General features: G+C 63.0%; 20 protein-coding genes. 6 read left to right on the top strand and 14 right to left on the bottom strand.

The features are described from left to right. Window positions 1-10 precede the first annotated feature (10 nt). The 3 genes from MRBLPB4O_RS02140 to MRBLPB4O_RS02130 all read left to right on the top strand — a co-directional run bounded on the left by MRBLPB4O_RS02140 (window position 11) and on the right by MRBLPB4O_RS02130 (window position 2,113). Complete coding sequence (locus MRBLPB4O_RS02140; protein WP_341797412.1) at window positions 11-349, top strand: histidine triad nucleotide-binding protein; 339 nt, start codon at window positions 11-13, stop codon at window positions 347-349. A 65-nt stretch (window positions 350-414) separates the two neighbouring features. Then, the gene (coq7, locus tag MRBLPB4O_RS02135; RefSeq protein WP_341797411.1) at window positions 415-1,062 is read left to right on the top strand and encodes a 2-polyprenyl-3-methyl-6-methoxy-1,4-benzoquinone monooxygenase; all 648 of its coding nucleotides are present in this window, start codon (window positions 415-417) and stop codon (window positions 1,060-1,062) included. A gap of 10 nt (window positions 1,063-1,072) precedes the next feature. Further along, window positions 1,073-2,113, top strand: coding sequence for a DUF2157 domain-containing protein (locus tag MRBLPB4O_RS02130; protein WP_341797410.1), 1,041 nt, complete (start codon window positions 1,073-1,075; stop codon window positions 2,111-2,113). A gap of 44 nt (window positions 2,114-2,157) precedes the next feature. Here the strand turns inward: MRBLPB4O_RS02130 and MRBLPB4O_RS02125 are convergent, their stop codons facing one another. Further along, a complete protein-coding gene (locus MRBLPB4O_RS02125) occupies window positions 2,158-2,580 on the bottom strand; it encodes an OsmC family protein (RefSeq protein ID WP_004376171.1) in 423 nt (140 codons plus the stop codon). 189 nt (window positions 2,581-2,769) lie between these two features. On the opposite strand from MRBLPB4O_RS02125, the gene crp reads away from it, so the two are divergent. Next, window positions 2,770-3,414 (top strand): cAMP-activated global transcriptional regulator CRP, encoded by a 645-nt coding sequence (gene crp, locus MRBLPB4O_RS02120; protein ID WP_016497727.1) that lies wholly within the window; start codon window positions 2,770-2,772, stop codon window positions 3,412-3,414. Window positions 3,415-3,423: 9 nt separating this feature from the next. Here crp and MRBLPB4O_RS02115 read toward each other — a convergent pair whose 3' ends face one another. The 4 genes from MRBLPB4O_RS02115 to MRBLPB4O_RS02100 form a co-directional block, all read right to left on the bottom strand. Further along, a complete protein-coding gene (locus MRBLPB4O_RS02115; RefSeq protein WP_341797409.1) occupies window positions 3,424-4,128 on the bottom strand; it encodes a lipoate--protein ligase family protein in 705 nt (234 codons plus the stop codon). A 78-nt stretch (window positions 4,129-4,206) separates the two neighbouring features. After that, window positions 4,207-5,040 (bottom strand): indole-3-glycerol phosphate synthase TrpC, encoded by an 834-nt coding sequence (trpC, locus tag MRBLPB4O_RS02110; protein ID WP_016497725.1) that lies wholly within the window; start codon window positions 5,038-5,040, stop codon window positions 4,207-4,209. Then, entirely contained in the window at window positions 5,037-6,086 is a 1,050-nt protein-coding gene (trpD, locus tag MRBLPB4O_RS02105; protein WP_341797408.1) for an anthranilate phosphoribosyltransferase, read from the bottom strand. Before trpD ends, trpC begins: the two co-directional genes overlap by 4 nt. Before the next feature lie 9 nt (window positions 6,087-6,095). Continuing rightward, window positions 6,096-6,689 carry an aminodeoxychorismate/anthranilate synthase component II gene (locus tag MRBLPB4O_RS02100; protein ID WP_016497723.1) on the bottom strand — a complete coding sequence of 198 codons (594 nt, stop codon included), beginning with the start codon at window positions 6,687-6,689 and terminating at the stop codon, window positions 6,096-6,098. 367 nt (window positions 6,690-7,056) lie between these two features. On the opposite strand from MRBLPB4O_RS02100, the gene estP reads away from it, so the two are divergent. Further along, entirely contained in the window at window positions 7,057-8,946 is a 1,890-nt protein-coding gene (estP, locus tag MRBLPB4O_RS02095) for an esterase EstP (protein ID WP_341797407.1), read from the top strand. A gap of 120 nt (window positions 8,947-9,066) precedes the next feature. Here estP and trpE read toward each other — a convergent pair whose 3' ends face one another. From trpE to MRBLPB4O_RS02050, 9 genes are all read right to left on the bottom strand, one after another. Beyond that, on the bottom strand, window positions 9,067-10,548 hold the full coding sequence (gene trpE, locus MRBLPB4O_RS02090; protein ID WP_341797406.1) for an anthranilate synthase component I: 1,482 nt from the start codon (window positions 10,546-10,548) through the stop codon (window positions 9,067-9,069). 69 nt (window positions 10,549-10,617) lie between these two features. Next, window positions 10,618-11,436, bottom strand: a complete 819-nt coding sequence (locus tag MRBLPB4O_RS02085) for a phosphoglycolate phosphatase (protein ID WP_341797405.1) — start codon at window positions 11,434-11,436, stop codon at window positions 10,618-10,620. Beyond that, entirely contained in the window at window positions 11,433-12,107 is a 675-nt protein-coding gene (gene rpe / locus MRBLPB4O_RS02080; RefSeq protein WP_019472940.1) for a ribulose-phosphate 3-epimerase, read from the bottom strand. The genes MRBLPB4O_RS02085 and rpe overlap by 4 nt, the downstream gene beginning before the upstream one ends. A gap of 146 nt (window positions 12,108-12,253) precedes the next feature. Then, window positions 12,254-13,081 (bottom strand): ABC transporter permease, encoded by an 828-nt coding sequence (locus tag MRBLPB4O_RS02075; protein WP_341797404.1) that lies wholly within the window; start codon window positions 13,079-13,081, stop codon window positions 12,254-12,256. A gap of 11 nt (window positions 13,082-13,092) precedes the next feature. Next, window positions 13,093-14,340 (bottom strand): ABC transporter permease, encoded by a 1,248-nt coding sequence (locus MRBLPB4O_RS02070; RefSeq protein WP_341797403.1) that lies wholly within the window; start codon window positions 14,338-14,340, stop codon window positions 13,093-13,095. A gap of 66 nt (window positions 14,341-14,406) precedes the next feature. Beyond that, window positions 14,407-15,441 (bottom strand): ABC transporter substrate-binding protein, encoded by a 1,035-nt coding sequence (locus MRBLPB4O_RS02065; RefSeq protein ID WP_132843074.1) that lies wholly within the window; start codon window positions 15,439-15,441, stop codon window positions 14,407-14,409. 40 nt (window positions 15,442-15,481) lie between these two features. Beyond that, window positions 15,482-16,606 carry an ABC transporter ATP-binding protein gene (locus MRBLPB4O_RS02060; RefSeq protein WP_258654869.1) on the bottom strand — a complete coding sequence of 375 codons (1,125 nt, stop codon included), beginning with the start codon at window positions 16,604-16,606 and terminating at the stop codon, window positions 15,482-15,484. 295 nt (window positions 16,607-16,901) lie between these two features. Continuing rightward, the gene (locus MRBLPB4O_RS02055) at window positions 16,902-17,534 is read right to left on the bottom strand and encodes a response regulator transcription factor (protein ID WP_169725176.1); all 633 of its coding nucleotides are present in this window, start codon (window positions 17,532-17,534) and stop codon (window positions 16,902-16,904) included. Between the two features lie 7 nt (window positions 17,535-17,541). After that, window positions 17,542-19,929 (bottom strand): transporter substrate-binding domain-containing protein, encoded by a 2,388-nt coding sequence (locus tag MRBLPB4O_RS02050; protein ID WP_341797402.1) that lies wholly within the window; start codon window positions 19,927-19,929, stop codon window positions 17,542-17,544. 95 nt (window positions 19,930-20,024) lie between these two features. Here MRBLPB4O_RS02050 and MRBLPB4O_RS02045 point away from each other — a divergent pair, with 95 nt between their 5' ends. After that, window positions 20,025-21,023, top strand: coding sequence for an alpha/beta hydrolase family protein (locus tag MRBLPB4O_RS02045; RefSeq protein ID WP_341797401.1), 999 nt, complete (start codon window positions 20,025-20,027; stop codon window positions 21,021-21,023). Window positions 21,024-21,048: the final 25 nt, after the last annotated feature.

The following is a 21,048-nucleotide window of genomic DNA, read 5'->3' as shown; positions in this document are numbered from 1 at the left end:
AGCAAGTGCTGTGGACGATTTATTCATCAAGATCATCAACCGGGAGATCCCGGCCAAGATCATCTACGAGGACGACCAGGTTCTGGCGTTCCACGATATCGCGCCCCAGGCGCCGGTGCATTTTCTGGTCATCCCGAAAAAACACATCCGTACCCTCAATGACCTGACCGAGGACGATAAGGGCCTTGCCGGTCATATCCTGTTCACCGCCCAGCGCCTGGCCAAAGAACTTGGCTGCGATGATGGCTTCCGCGTGGTCATGAACTGCAACGAGCAAGGTGGCCAGACCGTCTACCACATCCATATGCACGTGCTTGGCCAGCGCCAGATGCACTGGCCACCGGGCTGATCCACGGCAAGCGACCCCGCCGCTATTGCGGTAAACTGTCGGGCACATTCTTGCGGAGGTGCCCGATGGCTACCGAACGTCACTACTCGCCGCTCGACCGCTTGTTGCTGCAGGCCGATACCGCCATGCGCACCTTGCTGCCCTTCAGCGGCCAACCCGCCCGGCCATCGCCGGCCATTGTCCAGCCGGACGTCGACCTGGACGAGCAGCAGAGCCGCCACATCGCCGGGCTGATGCGTATCAACCACACCGGCGAAGTGTGTGCCCAGGCGCTGTACCAAGGCCAGGCGCTGACCGCCAAACTGCCCCAGGTACGCAAGGCCATGGAGCATGCTGCCGAGGAAGAAGTGGACCACCTGGCCTGGTGCGAACAGCGCATTCGCCAGCTGAACAGCCACCCAAGCGTGCTCAACCCCCTGTTCTATGGCATGTCGTTCGGCATCGGCGCACTCGCCGGCCTGGTCAGCGACAAGGTCAGCCTGGGCTTCGTCGCCGCCACCGAACACCAGGTGTGCAAGCACCTCGACGAGCACCTGGAGCAGATCCCGCACGAAGACGAAAAGTCCCGGGCCATTCTCGAGCAGATGCGCATCGATGAAGAGCAGCATGCCGAGTCAGCACTGGAAGCCGGTGGTTATCGCTTCCCGGCACCGGTCCGCTTTGGCATGAGCTTGCTGGCCAAGGTCATGACCAAGAGCACCTACCGCATCTGAAGGCATCGCCATGACGGATCGATTCGACGCCAAGGACCTGGCGCGCGCCGTGCAAGCCGGCATTCTCCAGCCGGGCCAGGACCAGGCCCTGTTGGTATTCCTGCGCCAGCAACCGGCCCAACGGGGCAGCTTCCAGCTGGCCCATGTCGCCTTCTACTTCGGCGCCATGCTGATCATGGCGGCCATGGGCTGGTTGCTCACCGAAGCCTGGATGAGCATTGGCGACGGCGCTCTGCTGGTCATCGCCAGCCTCTATATCCTGGTGATCACCTTGTTCGCCCTGCATCTGCAACGCCGCGCCCAGCCTGTTGCTGCCGGGGTGCTGGCGGCCGTCGCGGTCAGCATAGTGCCACTGGCAGTGTTCGCCATCGAACGTCTGGTGGGCTGGTGGCCACTGGACGACGCGCAAGCCAACTATCACCAGTACTACACCTACGTGCAGGGCGGCTGGCTGGCGATGGAAGCGGCCACGGTGCTCGCCGGACTGCTGATGCTGCGGCTGATCCCCTACCCGTTCGTCGTGATGCCGATAGCCGTGGCCTTGTGGTTCATGTCGATGGATCTGAGCGAATGGTTCTTCGGCTCGCCGTTCAGCTGGGAGCAGCGCCGCGAGGTTTCGCTGTGGTTCGGGTTGGCTTTGCTGGTGGTGTTCCTTGTGATAGACGGCCGCACGCAAGAGGACTATGCCCGCTGGGGCTACCTGGCCGGGCTGGCGGCATTCTGGGGCGGGCTGACGCTGGTGGACAGTGGCAGTGAGTTGGGCAAGGCCCTGTACTGCCTGATCAACATCGTGCTGATGGGCATGGCGGTGCTGCTGCGCCGGCCGGTGTTCATGGTGTTTGGTGCGCTGGGGGTGGCGGCTTACCTGGGGTACCTGTCATACGAGGTGTTCGCCGAGTCGCTGCTGTTCCCGGTGGTGGTGACCTTGATCGGGCTGGGGGTTATCTGGCTGGGGCTGGTTTACCAGAAGCGGCGGGAGCGGTTGAGCCAAGTAATGCGGGGATGGCTGCCAGGGTGGGTGCAAGCTGCACTGCCTGCGCTTCGGAGCTGATATTGCCGGCGATGGGCTGCGAAGCAGCCCCAAAAAACGTTGCGTTAACCGAGCTCTACGATTTCATACCCGTGGGTAATCTCAACCCCGGCGCGCTCGAGCATGATCGAAGCCGAGCAGTACTTCTCTGCCGACAGCTCCACCGCCCGCTTGACCTGTGCTTCTTTCAGCCCACGCCCTTTCACCACGAAGTTCATGTGAATCTTGGTGAACACCTTCGGGTCTTCGCTGGCGCGCTCGGCTTCCAGAAACGCCTCGCAGCTTTCCACCGCCTGCCGCGATTTCTTCAGAATGCTCACCACGTCAAAGCTACTGCAGCCACCGAGGCCCAACAGCAACATTTCCATAGGGCGCACACCCAGGTTGCGGCCGCCGGCCTCGGGCGGGCCGTCCATCACGACGACATGACCACTCCCCGATTCGCCAAGGAACATGGCCTCACCGGCCCACTGGATACGTGCCTTCATCTACCCGGACTCCTGATATTCGGAAAAGGGTGTCAGCTTAGACCTTGTGCGGCTGTGGGAAAAGCACGAGACGTGTCGGTTTAGTACCGAAACATCCGGTGACGTCTGATAAGCTGGCGCCAAATGAATGGCGCTTGCGCCAGACAGCCTTATAAAAAGCCTACGGGTCGTATCGAACAGGATTTCGTGATGGTTGCCTCCGCCCTACCCGCCAAGATCAAGAACATCGACAAGCTGCTGGTACACTGCCAGCGCCGCCGTTATACCGCCAAGAGCAACATCATCTGCGCCGGCGACCGGGCCGAGACACTGTCATTCATCATCAAGGGTTCGGTGACCATCCTCATCGAAGACGACGACGGCCGTGAAATGATCATTGCCTATCTCAACAATGGCGATTTCTTTGGCGAGCTGGGGTTGTTCGAGCCGGTTGACGGCGAACAGCAGCGCAGTGCCTGGGTGCGAGCCAAGACTGAGTGCGAGGTGGCCGAGATCAGCTACGAGAAGTTCCGCGAACTGGCCCGTCAGGACCCGGAAATCCTCTATGCCCTGGGCAGCCAGATGGCCCAGCGCCTGCGCAACACAACACGCAAGGTCGGCGACCTGGCATTTTTCGACGTCACCGGGCGCGTTGCCCGTTGCCTGCTGGAACTGTGCAAGCAACCCGATGCCATGACCCACCCCGACGGCATGCAGATCAAGATCACCCGCCAGGAAATCGGGCGAATCGTCGGTTGCTCCCGGGAAATGGTCGGCCGCGTCCTCAAGGACCTTGAAGAGCGCAGCCTGGTGCAGGTAAAGGGCAAGACCATGGTGGTCTACGGTACCCGCTAGGGACAACGCCTAGTCCTTGGGCAGGTCTGCAAGCACCTTGGCGTAGGCCTGCGACAAGCGCTCGAACCAGGGCGCCGCAGGCGCCACTTCATGCAAGGCGATGTGTGCATCGGCGCGGCAGCGTTGCTCCAGATCACAGCACTCGTTGAAGCGGTTGACCGCCGCCACCATCGACTCACGCTCGTTGTCCAGCAGCAACGCACCGTGCACCAGCACTACCGGGCGCTTGCCACCCAGGCCCTGACGCCAGCGCTGGGCGGTGCCCACCAGCTTGCGGCCATTGAGGTTGACGTTGTAACGGCCATCGCAGAACGCCCCGTCGATTTCACCCACCGACGCCACCCCGCCCCACTCGCGCAGTACATCGCACAGCGGCAGGCACAGGCGCTCGTAGGCGCTTTCGATGCGGCCGTGATCGCCTTCGCTGCGCGGGGCAACGTAGACCAGTGCGACGTTGACGGTGGAATGGGATTGGGGAACCGGCTCACCGCCAGTCTCGCGCAGCAGCACCGGCCAGCCGGCAATCGCCAGCTCCGAACAGGCGGCTTCGAAGTTGTCCAGGCGGCTCATTCGCCGGGGCATGACCAGGGCATGGTCGGTAGGGCGCCAGAACAGCACGCCACTTTCGCGTTCGCCGCGGCACACCGCGGCCAGCAGGTCCTGTTCGGCGTGCAGGCCTTGCTCGACGGTCAGGGCCAGGGGTTGATCGGTCATTGATCCACCTTTGATGTTGTTTTTAAGAGGCCCTGGCAGGCATACAAAAAAGCCGGCAAAAACGCCGGCTTCATTTGATCAGTCCAGGTGCTGAACAGTCTTCTTCACTTGTTCGGGGAAGAACAACCGCTGCAACTCCAGCCCAGGCTGCTCAGCGCGCATGAACGCCTCGCCCACCAGGAACGAGTAAACCTCGTTGATTGCCATCAGTTCGACATCGGCCCGGTTGAGAATACCGCTCTCGGTAATCGCCAGGCGATCACGCGGAATGCGCGGCAGCAGGTCAAGGGTGGTTTCCAGGCTGACCTCGAAGGTGTGCAGGTTGCGGTTGTTCACCCCCACCAGCGGCGTATCCAGGGTTTTCAACGCGCGCTCCAGCTCATCGCCATCGTGCACTTCCACCAGCACGTCGAGGCCGACGTCTTTTGCGGTCGCGGCCAGTTCGGCCATCTTCACGTCGTCCAGCGCCGAGACGATCAGCAGCACGCAGTCCGCGCCCAAGGCCCGGGCTTCGACGATCTGGTAAGGGTCGACCATGAAGTCCTTGCGGATCACCGGCAGCGAAACGGCAGCACGTGCCTGCTGCAGGTACTCATCGGCACCCTGGAAGTAATCGACATCGGTCAGCACCGAGAGGCAGGTAGCGCCGCCCTTCTCGTAGCTGACAGCGATTTCCGCCGGCACGAAGTGCTCGCGGATCACGCCCTTGCTCGGCGAAGCCTTCTTGATCTCGGCGATCACCGCTGGCTGCTTGCGCTTGGCCTGCTCGATCAGCGCATTGGCGAAGCCACGCGGGGCATCGGCAACCTTGGCCAGGCCTTCCAGCTCGGCGAGGCTGACGCGGGCGCTGCGCTCGGCCACTTCCTGGAACTTGCGGGCAATGATCCTTTCCAGCACCGTCGGCACACTCATGCTTCGTTCTCCACCTTGAATACTGCAGTAAAGGCACCCAGTTCCTGCAGCTTTTCCCAGGCCAGGCCGGTGTGCAGTACGTCGTGGGCCAATTCCACACCTTGAGCCAGGGTCATTGCATGGTCGGCTGCATACAGTGCCGCGCCAGCATTAAGCACGATCATCTCGGCGGCCTTCTGGCCGTTTTCGGTCTTACGCCGGCCCAGCGCATCGCGGATCAACTCCAGCGACGCCTGCGGGTTCTCGACGGCAAGGCCATGCAAGCTCTGGCTCTTCATGCCGAGGTCTTCCGGCTCGACCCAGTATTCAGTAATTGCGTCGTTTTTCAGTTCGGCAACGAAGGTGGGGGCAGCCAGGCTGAACTCATCCAGGCCATCCTTCGAGTGCACCACCAGCACATGCTTGCTACCCAGGCGTTGCAGTACCTCAGCCAACGGGCGGCACAGGGCCTGGGCAAACACGCCGACCACCTGATGCTTTACTCCGGCCGGATTCGTAAGCGGGCCGAGCATGTTGAACAGGGTACGCAACCCCAGATCGCGGCGCGGGCCGGCAGCATATTTCATGGCCGAGTGATGGCTTTGCGCGAACATGAAGCCGATGCCCAGGCTGTCAATGCAGCGGGCCACCTGAACTGGCGTCAGGTTCAGATAGATGCCGGCAGCTTCCAACAGGTCGGCACTGCCGCTCTTGCCCGACACTGCGCGGTTGCCGTGCTTGGCCACGGTGCAGCCCGCCGCCGCCAGGACGAACGAAGACGCGGTGGACACGTTGAAAATATTGGCCCCGTCACCGCCGGTGCCGACGATATCAACGACGCCATCCAGGCTTTTCAGTTCAACCTTGTCGGCTAGCTCACGCATCACCGACACCGCGCCGACGATTTCGTCGATGCTTTCACTCTTCATGCGCATGCCCATCAGGAAGGCGCCGATCTGCGCCTCACTGCACTGGCCGGTCATTATCTGACGCATGACGTCGCGCATTTCTTCGGTAGAAAGGTCCAGCTGGCCGACAATACGGCTCAACGCGCTCTTGATATCCATGTTCGATCCTTAGCGGTGGCCGCCGGTCTGCTTGAGGAAGTTGGCGAACAGCTCGTGGCCCTGCTCGGTCAGGATCGACTCGGGGTGGAACTGCACCCCTTCGATATTCAGCGTTTTGTGGCGCAGGCCCATGATCTCGTCTACCGAACCGTCTGCATGAGCGGTCCAGGCAGTGACCTCCAGGCAATCGGGCAAGGTTTCGCGCTTGACCACCAGCGAATGGTAGCGGGTCACGGTCAGCGGGTTGTTGAGGCCGGCGAACACGCCCAGGTCACGGTGGTGTACCGGGCTGGTCTTGCCGTGCATCACCTGGCGGGCACGCACCACGTCACCGCCGAAGGCCTGGCCGATGGACTGATGGCCCAGGCACACACCCAGAATCGGCAGCTTGCCAGCAAAATGCAGGATGGCCTCGATGGACACGCCAGCCTCGCTTGGCGTGCACGGGCCCGGGGACACGACGATGCGCTCGGGGTTGAGGGCTTCGATCTGAGCGATGGTCATTTCGTCATTGCGAATGACCTTGACCTCGGCACCCAGCTCGCCAAGGTACTGAACGACGTTGTAAGTGAATGAGTCGTAATTGTCGATCATCAGTAACATGGTGTTGAACCTCTTGAATTTACTGACTTGAGAATTCGAACCTTCTTGCAGCCGCTACAGGCACGGCTTCGCCGCAAAGGGCAGTAAAGAAGAAGGCAAACGGGGGCGGGCCGGGCGGGCCGGCAGGGGATAAAGTCAGGCGCGCCAACGCCAACGGGCGTGGGCCTTGATTACGCGCATCAAGAGTTTACTGACGATCAACACAGGATAGGTCTCGCTCATACGTCCCGGCACAGTAGCTTACCGGGGCGGCGGGCGCAATATGCCTGTAAACACGGGGAAACGAATGGACTTGGGAGGGATGCACTGCGATTTGCTAAGGTCGATCAGGTTGTCCAGATAAAAACAAAGAAAAGGATGTTCCCAGATGCGAAAAGCCCCGTTATTGCGCTTTACCCTTGCCTCACTGGCCCTGGCCTGCAGCCAGGCGTTCGCTGCACCCTCGCCCTATTCCACGCTGATCGTGTTTGGCGACAGCCTCGCCGATGCGGGGCAGTTCCCCGACCTGACCGGCGGCACACCCGGCGCACGGTTCACAAACCGCGATGCCGATGGCAACTTTGCATCTGTGTCGCCCATGATCCTGGGTGGAAGGCTGGGTATAAACCCGGATGAGCTGAACCCCTCCACGTCGGTGGGCATCCAGCCCGATGGCAACAACTGGGCTGTCGGTGGCTATACAACCCAGCAGATCCTGGATTCGATCACGACAACTTCCGAGACCGTCATCCCGCCAGGAAACCCCGGCGCCGGCCGGGTGCTGCGTGAAAAGGCGGGCTACCTGGCCAACGGCCTGCGTGCCGACCCCAATGCGCTTTACTACCTGACGGGCGGCGGCAACGACTTCCTGCAAGGCCTGGTGAACAGCCCAGCCGACGCCGTGGCCGCCGGTGCCCGCCTGGCGGCCAGCGCCCAGGCCCTGCAACAAGGTGGCGCCCGCTACATCATGGTCTGGCTGCTGCCCGACCTCGGCCAAACGCCCAACTTCAGCGGCACGCCGCAGCAAAACCCGCTGTCACTGCTGTCTGGCGCGTTCAACCAGTCACTGATCAGCCAACTCGGTCAGATCGATGCCGAGATCATCCCGCTGAACATCCCGGTGCTGCTGGGCGAGGCACTGGCCAGCCCCAACCAGTTCGGCCTGGCCAGCGACCAGAACCTGGTCGGTACCTGCTACAGCGGCGCCAGCTGCGTGGAAAACCCGGTGTACGGCATCAATGGCACAAACCCAGACCCGACAAAACTGCTGTTCAACGACTCGGTCCACCCGACCATTGCTGGCCAGCAACTGATTGCCGACTACGCCTATTCGATCATCTCCGCCCCGTGGGAACTGACGCTACTACCGGAAATGGCCCACGCCAGCCTGCGCGCCCACCAGGACGAACTGCGCAACCAATGGCAGACGCCCTGGCAGGCCGTTGGCCAATGGCAGGCCTTCGTCGCCACCGGTGCCCAGGACTTGGACTTCGACAGCCAGCGCAGCGCGGCCAGCGGCGATGGCCGCGGCTATAACCTGACCGTGGGCGGCAGCTATCGCCTGAACGATGCCTGGCGTTTGGGCCTGGCCGGCGGCGCGTATCGGCAAAAGCTGGAGGCCGGCGCCAATGATTCGGACTACAAACTGAACAGCTACCTGGCCAGCGCCTTCGCCCAGTACCGCCAGGACCGCTGGTGGGCCGATGCTGCATTGACCGCCGGGCACGTCGACTACAGCGACCTCAAGCGCACCTTTGCCCTTGGCGTGAACGAGCGCAGCGAAAAGGGCGACACCGACGGCGAGGCCTGGGCGATGTCCGGGCGGCTGGGCTACAACCTGGCGGCAGACAGCAGCAATTGGCAGCTGGCGCCATTCATCAGTGCCGACTATGCACGTGTGAAAGTGGATGGGTACAACGAGAAGAGCGGGCGCTCGACGGCACTGGGCTTCGATGACCAGGAACGCACGTCACGCCGCTTGGGCCTGGGGTTGCTGGGCAGCGTGCAGGTGCTGCCAGGTACCCGGCTGTTCGCCGAGGTGGCACAGGAGCATGAATTCGAGGATGACCAGCAGGATGTAACGATGCACCTGACCAGCTTGCCGGCCAATGACTTCACCCTGACCGGTTATACGCCGCACAGCGACCTGACCCGGGCGAGCCTGGGGGTGAGCCATGAAGTGGTGGCAGGGGTGCATTTGCGTGGGAACTACAACTGGCGCAAGAGCGATGAGTTGACGCAGCAGGGGGTTAGCCTGGGGGTGAGCGTGGACTTTTGAATTGGTGGGGCCGCTTAGCGGCCCTTCGCGGCACAAGGCCGCTCCTACAGGGGACCGCGCAGGTCTCGGGATTTGCGCGATCCTTGTGCCGCGAAGGGCTGCAAAGCAGCCCCAATCTGTTTATTTAGCCAACGTCTGCTCTGCAAGCGCCACGGCACGGAACATGGCGCGGCGCTTGTTGATGGTTTCTTCCCACTCCAGCGCCGGCACCGAGTCGGCAACGATGCCGCCCCCGGCCTGCACATGCAGTTCACCATCCTTGATCACGGCAGTACGGATCGCAATCGCGGTGTCCATGTTGCCGTTCCAGGCAAAGTAGCCGACTGCACCACCGTAAACCCCACGCTTGACCGGCTCCAGCTCGTCGATGATCTCCATCGCGCGAATCTTCGGCGCACCCGACAGGGTGCCTGCCGGCAGGATTGCCCGCAGCGCATCCATCGCTGTCAGCCCTTCACGCAGCTGGCCGGTGACGTTGGAGACAATGTGCATCACGTTGGAGTAGCGCTCGATCACCATCTTCTCGGTCAGGCGCACGCTGCCGGTCGAGGACACACGGCCGACGTCGTTGCGGCCCAGGTCGATCAGCATCAGGTGTTCGGCGATTTCCTTGTCGTCAGACAGCAGGTCGTCTTCCAGCGCGCGGTCGGCTTCTTCGGACGCGCCACGCGGGCGGGTACCGGCAATCGGGCGCACGGTGACCAGGTTATCCTCGACCCGCACCAGCACCTCGGGCGAACTACCGACCACATGGAAGTCGCCGAAGTTGAAGAAGTACATGTACGGCGTCGGGTTGAAACAGCGCAGCGCACGGTACAGGTCGATGGGCGCAGCCTTGAAGTCGATCGACATGCGTTGCGATGGCACAACCTGCATGCAGTCGCCGGCCAGGATGTACTCCTTGATACGGCCGACCGCGCTCTCGTAGTCGTCGCGGGTATAGCTGGAGCGGAATTCCGGCTCGGCGGCCTGCGGGCCACTCAGGTCCAGGCCGCGGCGCGGGGTGATCGGCTGACGCAGGGTTTCCAGCAGGCCTTGCAGGCGTGCCTGGCCCTGTTCAAAGGCCTGATCTTCAGCCGGGTCGACCAGCACGATGGCGTGCATCTTGCCTGCCAGGTTGTCGAACACCACCACCGCATCGGACACCATCAGCAGGATATCCGGCACGCCCAGCGGGTCCGGGTTGGGGCTGGCGCCAAGGCGTTTTTCCACATAACGCACGCAATCATAGCCAAAGTAGCCGACCAGGCCGCCGTTGAAGCGCGGCAGACCAGGGATGTCAGCGACCTTGTAACGGTCCTTGAAACTTTCGACAAAGGCCAGCGGGTCTTCGACATCGTGGCTTTCAACCTCGACGCCATCCTGCAGGATGCTGACGTGGTAGCCGTGCACACGCATCACGGTGCGCGACGGCAGGCCGATCATCGAGTAACGGCCCCATTTCTCGCCACCCTGCACCGACTCGAGCAGGTACGAGTTGGGCTGGTCAGCCAGTTTCAGGTAGATGGACAACGGCGTGTCAAAGTCGGCCAGGGTTTCGCAGGCCAGGGGAATGCGGTTGTAGCCGGCAGCGGCCAGGCGCAGGAATTCTTCGCGGTTCATGAGTAGCCTCGTGGCAAGCAGCAATAGGTCAGGCAAACGGACGGGCCGGCACGCGCCGGCAGGCTGAAGTCAGGCGCGCCAACGCCAACGGGCCAGGGCCTTGATGACTTTCATCCAGAATTTGCCAGTAACCACCACGGTGGGCTCTCTGTCTTGTGAGGCTTGAAGGTTGGCCAACGTTATCCCAGTGGCCGGGTCTGCGCAACCGGGCAGCAACGCGCGCAGATCGTCGATCACCAGGTTAGGGGATTCGTCGTGGATCGGCCGGCCATGGTTGTAGCCGTAGGTCAGCCCCACGCATTGCACGCCAGCCGCCTTGGCGGCCAATACGTCACTGCGCGAATCGCCGACAAACAGCGACTGCTGCGGGGTAACGCTGGCCATCTGCATGACAAACAGCAAAGCCGCCGGGTCGGGCTTTTTCTGCGGCAGGGTGTCGCCGCCAATGATCCAGCGGAAGTAGCGGCCGATTTTCATCTGGTCCAGCAACGGGCCGACGAAGCGCTCGGGCTTGTTGGTGATCAGGGCCATTTCCACGCCCCGCTTGCGCAGCCAGCGCAGGGTGTCCTGCACACCGGGATAGACCACGGTCAGCTCATGGCTTTGCGCATAGGCGTCCATGAACAGCGCCAGCGCCTGATCAGCCAGCGCGTCGTCCACGGCGGCGTGCTCGATGCCACCCGCCAGCGCCCGACGCACCAGCACCTGGGCGCCGTTGCCGACCCAGTGGCGTACGGCCTCAAGGCCCGCGGGCGGGCGCCCCAGTTCGAGCAGCATGCGGTCCACGGCGGCAGCCAGGTCTGGCACGGAATCGATCAGGGTACCGTCCAGATCGAACATCACCAGCCTGGGCAGCGTCCCCGGGAACAGCTGCTCGAAGCCACTCATGGGCGGGCCTGAGCCAGTTCGGCGCGCATCTTGGCGATGACTTCCTGGTAGTCCGGGGCGTTGAAGATAGCCGAACCGGCCACGAAGGTGTCGGCGCCAGCGGCAGCGATCTCGCGGATGTTGTTGACGTTCACGCCACCGTCGATTTCCAGGCGGATATCACGGCCACTGGCGTCGATCAGCGCACGCGCCTCGCGCAGCTTGTCGAGGGTGCCCGGGATGAACTTCTGCCCGCCGAAGCCTGGGTTGACGCTCATCAGCAGCACCATGTCGATCTTGTCCATCACGTACTTCAGGGCATCCAGGCTGGTGGCCGGGTTGAACACCAGGCCGGCCTTGCAGCCGCCGTCCTTGATCAGTTGCAGCGAACGGTCGACGTGCTGGGAGGCTTCCGGGTGGAAGGTGATGTAGGTGGCGCCGGCTTCGATGAAGTCGCCGATGATGCGGTCGACCGGGCTGACCATCAGGTGCACGTCGATCGGCGCGGTAACACCGTACTTGCGCAGGGCGGTGCAGACCATCGGGCCAATGGTCAGGTTGGGAACGTAGTGGTTGTCCATGACATCGAAGTGGACGATGTCGGCACCCGCAGCCAATACCTTGTCGACGTCTTCACCCAGGCGGGCGAAATCGGCGGAGAGGATGGAGGGGGCAATAGCGTAGGGCTGCATGGCGCACCTGTTGGCAGAATCACGGTGGCGCGCATTGTAACCCAGGCGAACGGATGAGGGCTGATTGGTATCACATGATCGCGACCGATACCCAAGAGCCTTGCACTGGCTGTGCCGGCGATGAGGCCGGCACAGGCGACCCATCATCAGGCCGGTTGCTGGGTTCTCAGCTTCTCGCTGCGCCCACGCAACCACTCCAGGGTCAGCAGCAACACCACCGAGAACGCAATCAGCAAGGTCGCCGCAGCAGCAATGGTGGGGCTCAGGTTTTCACGGATGCCGCTGAACATCTGCCTTGGCAGGGTTGCCTGCTCCGGCCCGGCCAGGAACAGCGTCACCACCACCTCGTCAAACGACGTCGCAAAGGCAAACAGCGCACCCGAGATCACCCCGGGCGCAATCAGCGGCAGGGTCACCCGACGGAAGGCCAGCAGCGGCGACGCACCCAGGCTGGCAGCCGCTCGCACCAGGTTGTAGTTGAAGCCCTGCAAGGTTGCCGACACGGTAATGATGACGAACGGCACACCCAGCACCGCATGCACCAGAATCAGCGAGGTGAAGCTGTTACCCAGACCCAGCGGGGCGAAGAACAGGTAGCTGGCCACACCGATGATCACCACCGGCACCACCATCGGTGAAATCACCAGCGCCATCACCAGTGACTTGCCGGGAAAATCGCCACGGGTCAGGCCAATGGCCGCCAGGGTACCGAACACCATAGCCAGCACCGTGGCCGCCGGGGCGACGATGATGCTGTTTTTCAGCGCCCGCATCCATTCGGCCGAGCCGAAGAAGTCCTGGTACCACTGCAGCGAAAAGCCCTGCAACGGGTACACCAGGAAGCTGCCACTGTTGAACGACAGCGGCACGATCACCAGCACCGGCAAGATCAGGAACAGCAAAACCAGGCCGCAAAGAATGCGCAGGCTGTAGAACCAGACCCGCTCCACGGGCGACATATAGGGGCTCAACATGGCAAGGCTCCTCAGCTCAGGCGCAGGCGGCTGGCGCCGACCAGCCAGCTATAGATCAGGTACAACAGCACGGTAGCCAAAAGCAACAGCCCACCCAGCGCGGTAGCCATGCCCCAGTTGATGCTGGTGTTGGTATAGAAGGCAACGAAGTAGCTGACCATCTGGTCGTTCGGGCTTCCCAGCAGCGCCGGGGTGATGTAGTAGCCGATGGCCAGGATGAACACCAGCAGGCAACCCGCGCCAACACCGGCGTAGGTCTGCGGGAAGTACACCCGCCAGAAGCTGGCGAACGGGTGGCAGCCCAGCGAGATCGCGGCACGCATATAGCTGGGCGAAATGCCCTTCATCACGCTGTACAGCGGCAGGATCATGAACGGCAGCAGGATGTGCACCATGGAGATGTACACACCGGTGCGGTTGAACACCAGTTCCAGCGGCTGGTCGATGATGCCCATGGCCATCAGTGCACTGTTGATCAGGCCACCCGACTGCAGCAGCACGATCCACGCTGCCACCCGCACCAGGATCGAGGTCCAGAACGGCAGCAGCACCAGAATCATCAGCAGGTTGCTCTGCCGGGTTGGCAGGTTGGCCAGCAGGTAGGCCAGTGGGTAGGCCAGCACCAGGCAGATGGCGGTAATCACCACACCCATCCACAGGGTGCGGGCAAAGATATCCAGGTAAATGGCCTGGTCCGGCGTGGCCTTGGCCAGCTCGCCCAGGTCGTCGATGCGGTGGTCCACAGAAGCCAGCAGGTAGAACGAGGTCACCGTACTGGTATTACGGCGTATCGCCTGCCAGTAGGCCGGGTCGCCCCAACGCTCGTCGACGGCCTGCAGGGCGTCTTTATAAGAGGCAGGCTCTGCCTTGAATGGCAGTGCGCGGGCAGTTTTGGTCAACAAGCTGCGGTAGCCGGCCAGCTCCATGTTCAGGCGCTTGGAAAGGTCGCCAAGGGTCTGGTTCTTGCGCGACTCGGCCAGGTCCTGGCTCAGCGCCTTGTACACATCCTCGCCGGGCAGGCTCTTGCCATCCCACTGGCTGATGATGTCTACCGTGCGTGGCAGGCCGGCGACCACTTCCGGGTTGCCGACGCTCTTGTACAGCAGCGCCGCAATCGGCACCAGGAACACCAGCAGAAGAAACAGCGCCAGCGGCGCGATCAACGCCTGCGCCTTCCAGCGGTTGACCCGCTCGGCGTGTTTCAGGCGCTGCTTGAGACTTGGACCTGCGCCTTCGTTGAGGGGCACTGCAATGGCCATGGCGAACTCCGCAAAACAGGGAAACGGGGAGCGCCGGCCCAATGGCCAGCGCCCCTTTGATGCGCCTTACTTCTTCGCCGCCCAGGCGTTGAAGCGTTGCTCCAGCTGTTCGCTGTTGTCAGCCCAGAAGGCCACGTCGATCTGCACCTGGTTGGCAATGTTCTCAGGCGTGGTCGGCATGTCCTTCTTCACCTCGTCCGACAGCAGGCTCACGGCCTTGGCGTTGGCCGGGCCGTAGGCGATGTTCTCGGAGTAGATCTTCTGCTGCTCGGGCTTGACGCTGTAGGCGATGAACTTCTTCGCCTCTTCGACGTTCTTGGCCCCTTTAGGGATCGCCCAGGCGTCAAAGTCGTAGATGCCGCCGTTCCACACCACCTTGAGGTTGCTCTCTTTCTGCACAGCGGCAATACGGCCGTTGTAGGCAGAGCTCATGACCACGTCGCCTGAAGCCAGGAACTGCGGTGGCTGTGCACCCGCTTCCCACCACTGGATGCTGGGCTTGAGTTCATCAAGTTTCTTGAAGGCGCGGTCCTGGCCTTCCTTTGTGGCCAGCACCTTGTAGACGTCCTTGGGCGCAACGCCATCGGCCATCAGTGCAAATTCCATGGTGTACTTGGCGCCCTTGCGCAAGCCACGCTTGCCTGGGAACTGCTTGGTGTCCCAGAAATCGGCCCAGCTGGTAGGTGCGGTCTTGAGCTTGTCAGCGTTGTAGGCCATGACCGTGGACCAGACGAAGAAGCCCACGCCGCACGGCTGGATGGCACCAGGCACGTAATCGGCCTCGCTGCCGAACAGGGCTGGGTCGAGCTCTTCGAACATGCCCTCATCGCACCCGCGCGCCAGCTCTGGCGACTCAACCTCTACCAGGTTCCACGACACGCTCTTGGTGTCGACCATCGCCTTGACCTTGGCCATTTCGCCGTTGTACTCGCCGGCGACGATCTTGCCATTGCCCGCCTTCTCCCATGGCTCGTAGAACGCTTTGACCTGGGCGGCCTTGTTGGCGCCCCCGAACGAGATCACGGTGAGGTCTGCGGCCATGGCCTGGCCAGCGGCGAACAGCCCCAGGGCCAGGGCGGTCAGTTTCAACTGCTTGCGCATTCTTATTCTCTCCACAGTACAGGGTTGGTGAAGCAATCCATCAATGGGCTTCGGCAATCGGATCGAGCGCGCGGGCGTGCTCCACCTCCCAGCCCAGCGGTACCACATCGCCCACGGCCAGGGCCGGGTCGAGCTCGGCAATCGGCTGTTTCACGAAGAAATCGGCCTTGCCGCAAACTTCCAGGCGCACCCGCACGTGGTCGCCCAGGTAAATGAATTCGGCCACCCGGCCAGAGAAGCGGTTGACGCAGCGCTCGCTGTGGCCATTCAGGCGCACACGCTCCGGGCGGATCGACAGGGTTACCGGCTCGCCGGCCTGGCCGACGTTCACCGCCAGCGCTTCAACCCGCTCGCCGCGCGGCAGCTGCACCTGGCAGCGCTTGCCATCGCTGGCCAGCAGGGTGCCGTTGATACGGTTGTTCTCGCCGATGAAGTTGGCGACGAAGGTATTGCAGGGTTCTTCGTACAGCGTGCGCGGGTCGGCGATCTGCTGGATCTCGCCCTGGTGGAACACCGCCACGCGGTCGGACATGGTCAGCGCTTCGCCCTGATCGTGGGTCACGTACACCACGGTCACGCCCAGGCGCTGGTGGATGTGCTTGATCTCCATCTGCATGTGTTCACGCAGCTGCTTGTCCAGCGCGCCGAGCGGTTCGTCCATCAGCACCAGTTGCGGCTCGAACACCAGTGCACGGGCCAAGGCCACCCGCTGCTGCTGGCCACCGGAAAGCTGGCCGGGGTAGCGCTTGGCGAAAGTATCTAGCTGGACCATGTTCAGCACGCGTTTGACCCGCTCGCTGACGTCGGTCTTGCTCAGGTTGCGTACGGTCAGCGGAAAGGCCAGGTTCTCGGCCACGGTCATGTGAGGGAACAACGCGTAGTTCTGGAACACCATGCCGATGTCGCGCTTGTGCGGCGGCACGTTGTTGATCGAGCGCCCGGCCAGCTGGATTTCACCGGCGGTAGGGGTTTCGAAGCCGGCCAGCATCATCAGGCTGGTGGTCTTGCCGGAGCCGGACGGGCCAAGCAGGGTAAGGAACTCGCCCTTGCGGATGTCCAGGTTGAGGTCTTTGACGATCAGCGACTCGCCGTCGTAGCTCTTCTGCACACCACGGAAGCTGACCAGCGTTTCGCTGGTTGCAGCGTTCGACTTCGCCTCGCTCATGCCTGCACCTTCTTGTTGGATGACTGCGTAGGCAAAAGAGTAGAAGAGGCGCAAGCGCACGAAAATCGGGGGCACTGAGAGAATGCCATCATCCGGATGGAAGATTTGCTGTAGGGATTGCCCTACAACAATGGCGGGATTGGAATGCCCTTGCGATCCAGCCACGAAACCTGTGGGAGCGGGCATGCCCGCGAAGAGGCCGGCTCAGCCATAGAGATCAGCAGGCCAGGCCCGTTCGCGGGCATGCCCGCTCCCACAGAGGCTTCGGCAAGTTTCGGGCACGCCTATGTCGCAATCAGACCAGCTTGTGTTCCATGGCGTACTTCACCAGCTCCGCCAGCGAGTTCACTTTCAGCTTTTGCATCAAACGCGCCTTGTGGGTGCTGATGGTTTTGCTCGACAGCGCCAGTTGCTGGGCGATGTCGTTGACGTTGGCCCCTTGGGCCAGGCGCTCGAACACCGAAAACTCCCGCTCCGACAGCAGCGTGTGCAATGGCCGGGACTCGGTCAGGCCCACTTCGAACACCATGCGGTCGGCCAGCGACGGGTCGATGTACCGCCCGCCGCTTGCCACCCGACGTATCGCGGTAAGTAGCAGCGCCGGGTCACTGTCCTTGGTGGCATAGCCCGCCGCCCCAGCCTTCAGCGCCCGCGCCGCCATCTGGGCCTCGTCGTGCATCGACAGCATCAGGATTGCCGGCGCATCGTGCAGGGCACGGATCCGCGGGATCGCCTCCAGGCCGTTCACCCCCGGCATCGAGATATCCAGCAGCACCACTTCGCACGGCGTGTGGCGCAGGGTGTCGAGCAACTGCTCACCATTCCCGGCCTCCCCCACCACCTGCATGTCCTTGGCCAGGCCAATCAACTGCTTGATGCCTTCACGGACAATGGTGTGGTCTTCGGCCACCAGTACTCGAATCACGATTGCTCTCCTACTCCAACGGAATGGCCACACTCAGGCTGGTGCCTTCGCCCGGTTCACTGTCCAGCGCCATGTTGCCCCCCAGCATCAGCACCCGCTCGCGTACACCCACCAGGCCAAATGAAGTGGGCCGGGTCTGCTCGCGGCAAAAGCCTTGGCCATCATCGCTGACCGTCATGCGCAATTGCCCTTCCTCACGCACCAGCTCGATCTCCACGCTGTGCGCCTGGGCGTGGCGCATGACGTTGGTGAGCGCCTCCTGCAAGATACGAAACAGGCCGGTGGCCTTGGCATCGCTCAATGCTGGCAGATTATCCGGCACTTGTACCAGGCAGGGGATCTGCGTGCGGGCTTCAAAGCGCCGTGCCTGCCATTCGATGGCCGAGGCAATGCCGGCATCGAGAATCGGCGGGCGCAAAGCAGTGGCGACATCACGCACCAGCTGGAACAGCTGGGCAATCAGGCGCTTCATGCTTGCCAGGCGCTCATGCAGGCCCGGGTCCAGGTCGGCAAACGCCAGCTCGCACATCGACACCTCCAGCTTGAGCACGGTCAGCATCTGCCCCAGCTCATCATGCACTTCCCGGGCGATGCGCGCCTTTTCTTCCTCGCGCACGCTTTCCAGGTGGGCCGACAGCTCGCGCAGCTGCTCCTGGGATTTCGCCAACGCCAACTCGGCCCGCTTGCCCTGGGTGATGTCCCATACCACACCGTCCCACACCACCTGGCCGTTGGCCAGGCGCCGGGTGCTGGCCTTGATGTCGGCCCAGCGTTGTTCACCGTGGCGGGTCAGGATACGCCCCTGCCAGGACCAGTCCTGGTCGCTGGCCAAGGCCAGGTCCTGGACCCGGTGGTAATCGGCGCGGTCTTCGGGGTGAACCAGGTTGCGCAGGCCCATATGTGGGTGCTGGATCTCGACAGGCGCATAGCCCACCAACGCCTCGCTGCCCTCACTGATATAGGGGAATTCCAGCTCGCCTTCGGCCGGGTCACGCTCCAGGCGGAACACCAGCCCGGGCACGTTGCCGGCAATGCCCTTGAGCCTCGCCTCGCTCTCGCGCAGTGCCGCCAGGGCGCGGTGGCGCTCGGTGACATCGGCGAGGTAGACCACCAGGTATTCAGAATCTCGAAAACGCAGAAAACTCAGTGATAGCTCGACCGGCAGCAGGCTGTTGTCGGCCCGCCGGCACTGTGCCTCGAACTGGCCAACACCGCCCTCCCCCGTGCGTGCGCCTTTCCATAACTCCAGCCAGCGGTCCATGTTCAGGCTCGGCTCGAAGGTGCTCAACGGCCGCTCCAGCAGTTCGCCATCGCCATATCCCAGCATGCGCTCGGCGGCGTGATTGGCGTAGCGTACGTGGCTGTCCCAGTTGACCCAGAGAATACCCACCGTGCTCTGGTCGATGGCGAACTGGCTCAGGCGCAGGGCTTCTTCACGCACTTGTCGCTCCACCAGGCTTTCCCGCGTGGTCAGGAGGCTGCGCTCCAGCTGGCGCTGCTGGCGGCGTTGCCACACCAGGGTGGCCAAGGCACACAACAGCAACATACCGAACAGCAAGGCCAGGTTCTGCCAGAAGCCAGGCGACTCGCTCAGCCGTGGGTATTTGGGTTGCAGCCAGCGTTGGTGCAGTTGCTCCAGCTCCTTGGCCGGCAGCGCCTGCAGGCCGCGCTCGAGCACATCGGCCAGCAGCGGCCAGTCGCGCCGCGAGCCGATGCGCAACAACTGCGGCAGGCCGATATCGCCGACCACCGCCAGCTCACTGAACTCGCTTTCGCGTGACAAGCGGCTGAGCTGGGCTTCATCCAGCACCGCGAAACTGGCCTGGCCACCTACCACCAGTTGCAAGGCCTCACGTTCGTTGGGCACCCCCTGCAGGTTGAGGTTGCCGTAGTTGCCGCGCAGGTAATCGGCCAGCTGGCTGGGCATGCGCACGGCCACCCGCTGCTCGGCTTCAAGCTTTTCCAGCTCCACGGCCATGGCGCCGGTGCGCGGCCCCACCACCAGTTGCGGCACGCGCATGTACGGGTCGCTGAACAGCCACAGCCGCAGGCTGGCCGGCGTCTGGGTAAGGCCGGGGGCGAAGTCGATTTCGCCGCTCTGCAGGGCATGTTCCAGGCTGGCCTGGTCGCTGAAGTTGCGCCAGGTAAGGTCCAGGCGCAGCGCCTGCGCCAGGCTGTTCACCAGTTCTACGTTGGCCCCGTACAGTTGCTGCAGGCGCCGGTCGAATTGGGCGTAGGGCGCCTGCAGCACCAGGCCGACGCGCAAGCTGCGGTGCGCGTCCAGCCACTGCTGTTGCGCAGGCTCCAGCGTAACGGTGGGCACCACCTCGGGCCGGGCTAATGCAATCAAGGGCAGCCACAAGCAGCCGATAACCAACAGGCTACGCACTCGCTTCATCTACACGCTCGTCTTGGCAAAGGCGGCCATGCAGCATGGCCGTCACGGGCAAATACTATTAGGCTGCCGGTATCATTCTGGCCCTGGGTTGACTCATGTCCACACTTTATCGCACGACGCTGGCAATGTGCTGCCTGGCCTCGATCCTTCCACTCGGCGCCTTGGCTGCCGAAGCCGAAAAAACACCCACCACCACCGAAGCTCCGGCCGCCGAAGCCCCGCGCCCGCCCCTGCTGGAGCGCAGCCAGGAGGATGCCCAGGCGCTGGAACGGCTTGTGCCCAAGGCCGAGCAGCAGACCTTGCAGGCCGGTGCCGACAGCTTCCTGGCCCTTTGGAAACCCGCCAATGACAACGACCCGCAAGGGGCAGTCATCATTATTCCCGGTGCAGGCGAGACCGCCGACTGGCCAAACGCGGTCGGCCCACTGCGGCAGAAATTCCCTGATGTCGGTTGGCACACTCTGAGCGTCAGCCTGCCCGACCTGCTCGCCGACAGCCCGCAGGCAAGGGTCGAGGCCGCACCGCCCGCCGAGCCTGAGCAAGACAAAGGCGAAAGCGCACCGGCCAAGGACGTACCGGCCGACGCCAACGCCAACGTGGCCCAGGCCACGGCGGCCGATGCCGACACCGCAGAAAGCACTGACGCTGAACAGGCCAGCGAGCAGGCCGACCCGGCAGATGCCGAGCGTATCTTCGCCCGCCTGGATGCCGCCGTAGCGTACGCACAGCAACACAACGCCCGCAGCATCGTGCTGATCGGCCATGGTAGCGGTGCGTATTGGGCGGCACGCTACCTGAGCGAGAAGCAGCCACCCCAGGTACAAAAACTGGTGATGGTCGCCGCGCAGACACCGGCGCGGGTTGAACATGACCTGCAAAGCCTGGCGCCGACCTTGAAGGTGCCGACTGCCGATATCTACTACGTCACCCGTAGCAGCGACCGCAACGCGGCCGAGCAGCGCCTGCAGGCCAGCAAGCGGCAGAAGGACAGCCAGTACCGGCAGTTGTCGTTGATTGCCATGCCGGGGAACAAGGCCGCGGAACAAGAGCAGTTGTTCCGCCGGGTACGGGGATGGATGAGCCCTCAGGGTTGAGCTGAAATCGATGGGCCGCACAGCG

Source organism: Pseudomonas sp. LPB4.O (genome assembly GCF_038383825.1).
In the GTDB taxonomy this organism is placed as follows: domain Bacteria; phylum Pseudomonadota; class Gammaproteobacteria; order Pseudomonadales; family Pseudomonadaceae; genus Aquipseudomonas; species Aquipseudomonas putida.
Note: the sequence above shows the minus strand (reverse complement) of the source record. Positions and strands in the feature narration are given on the sequence as shown.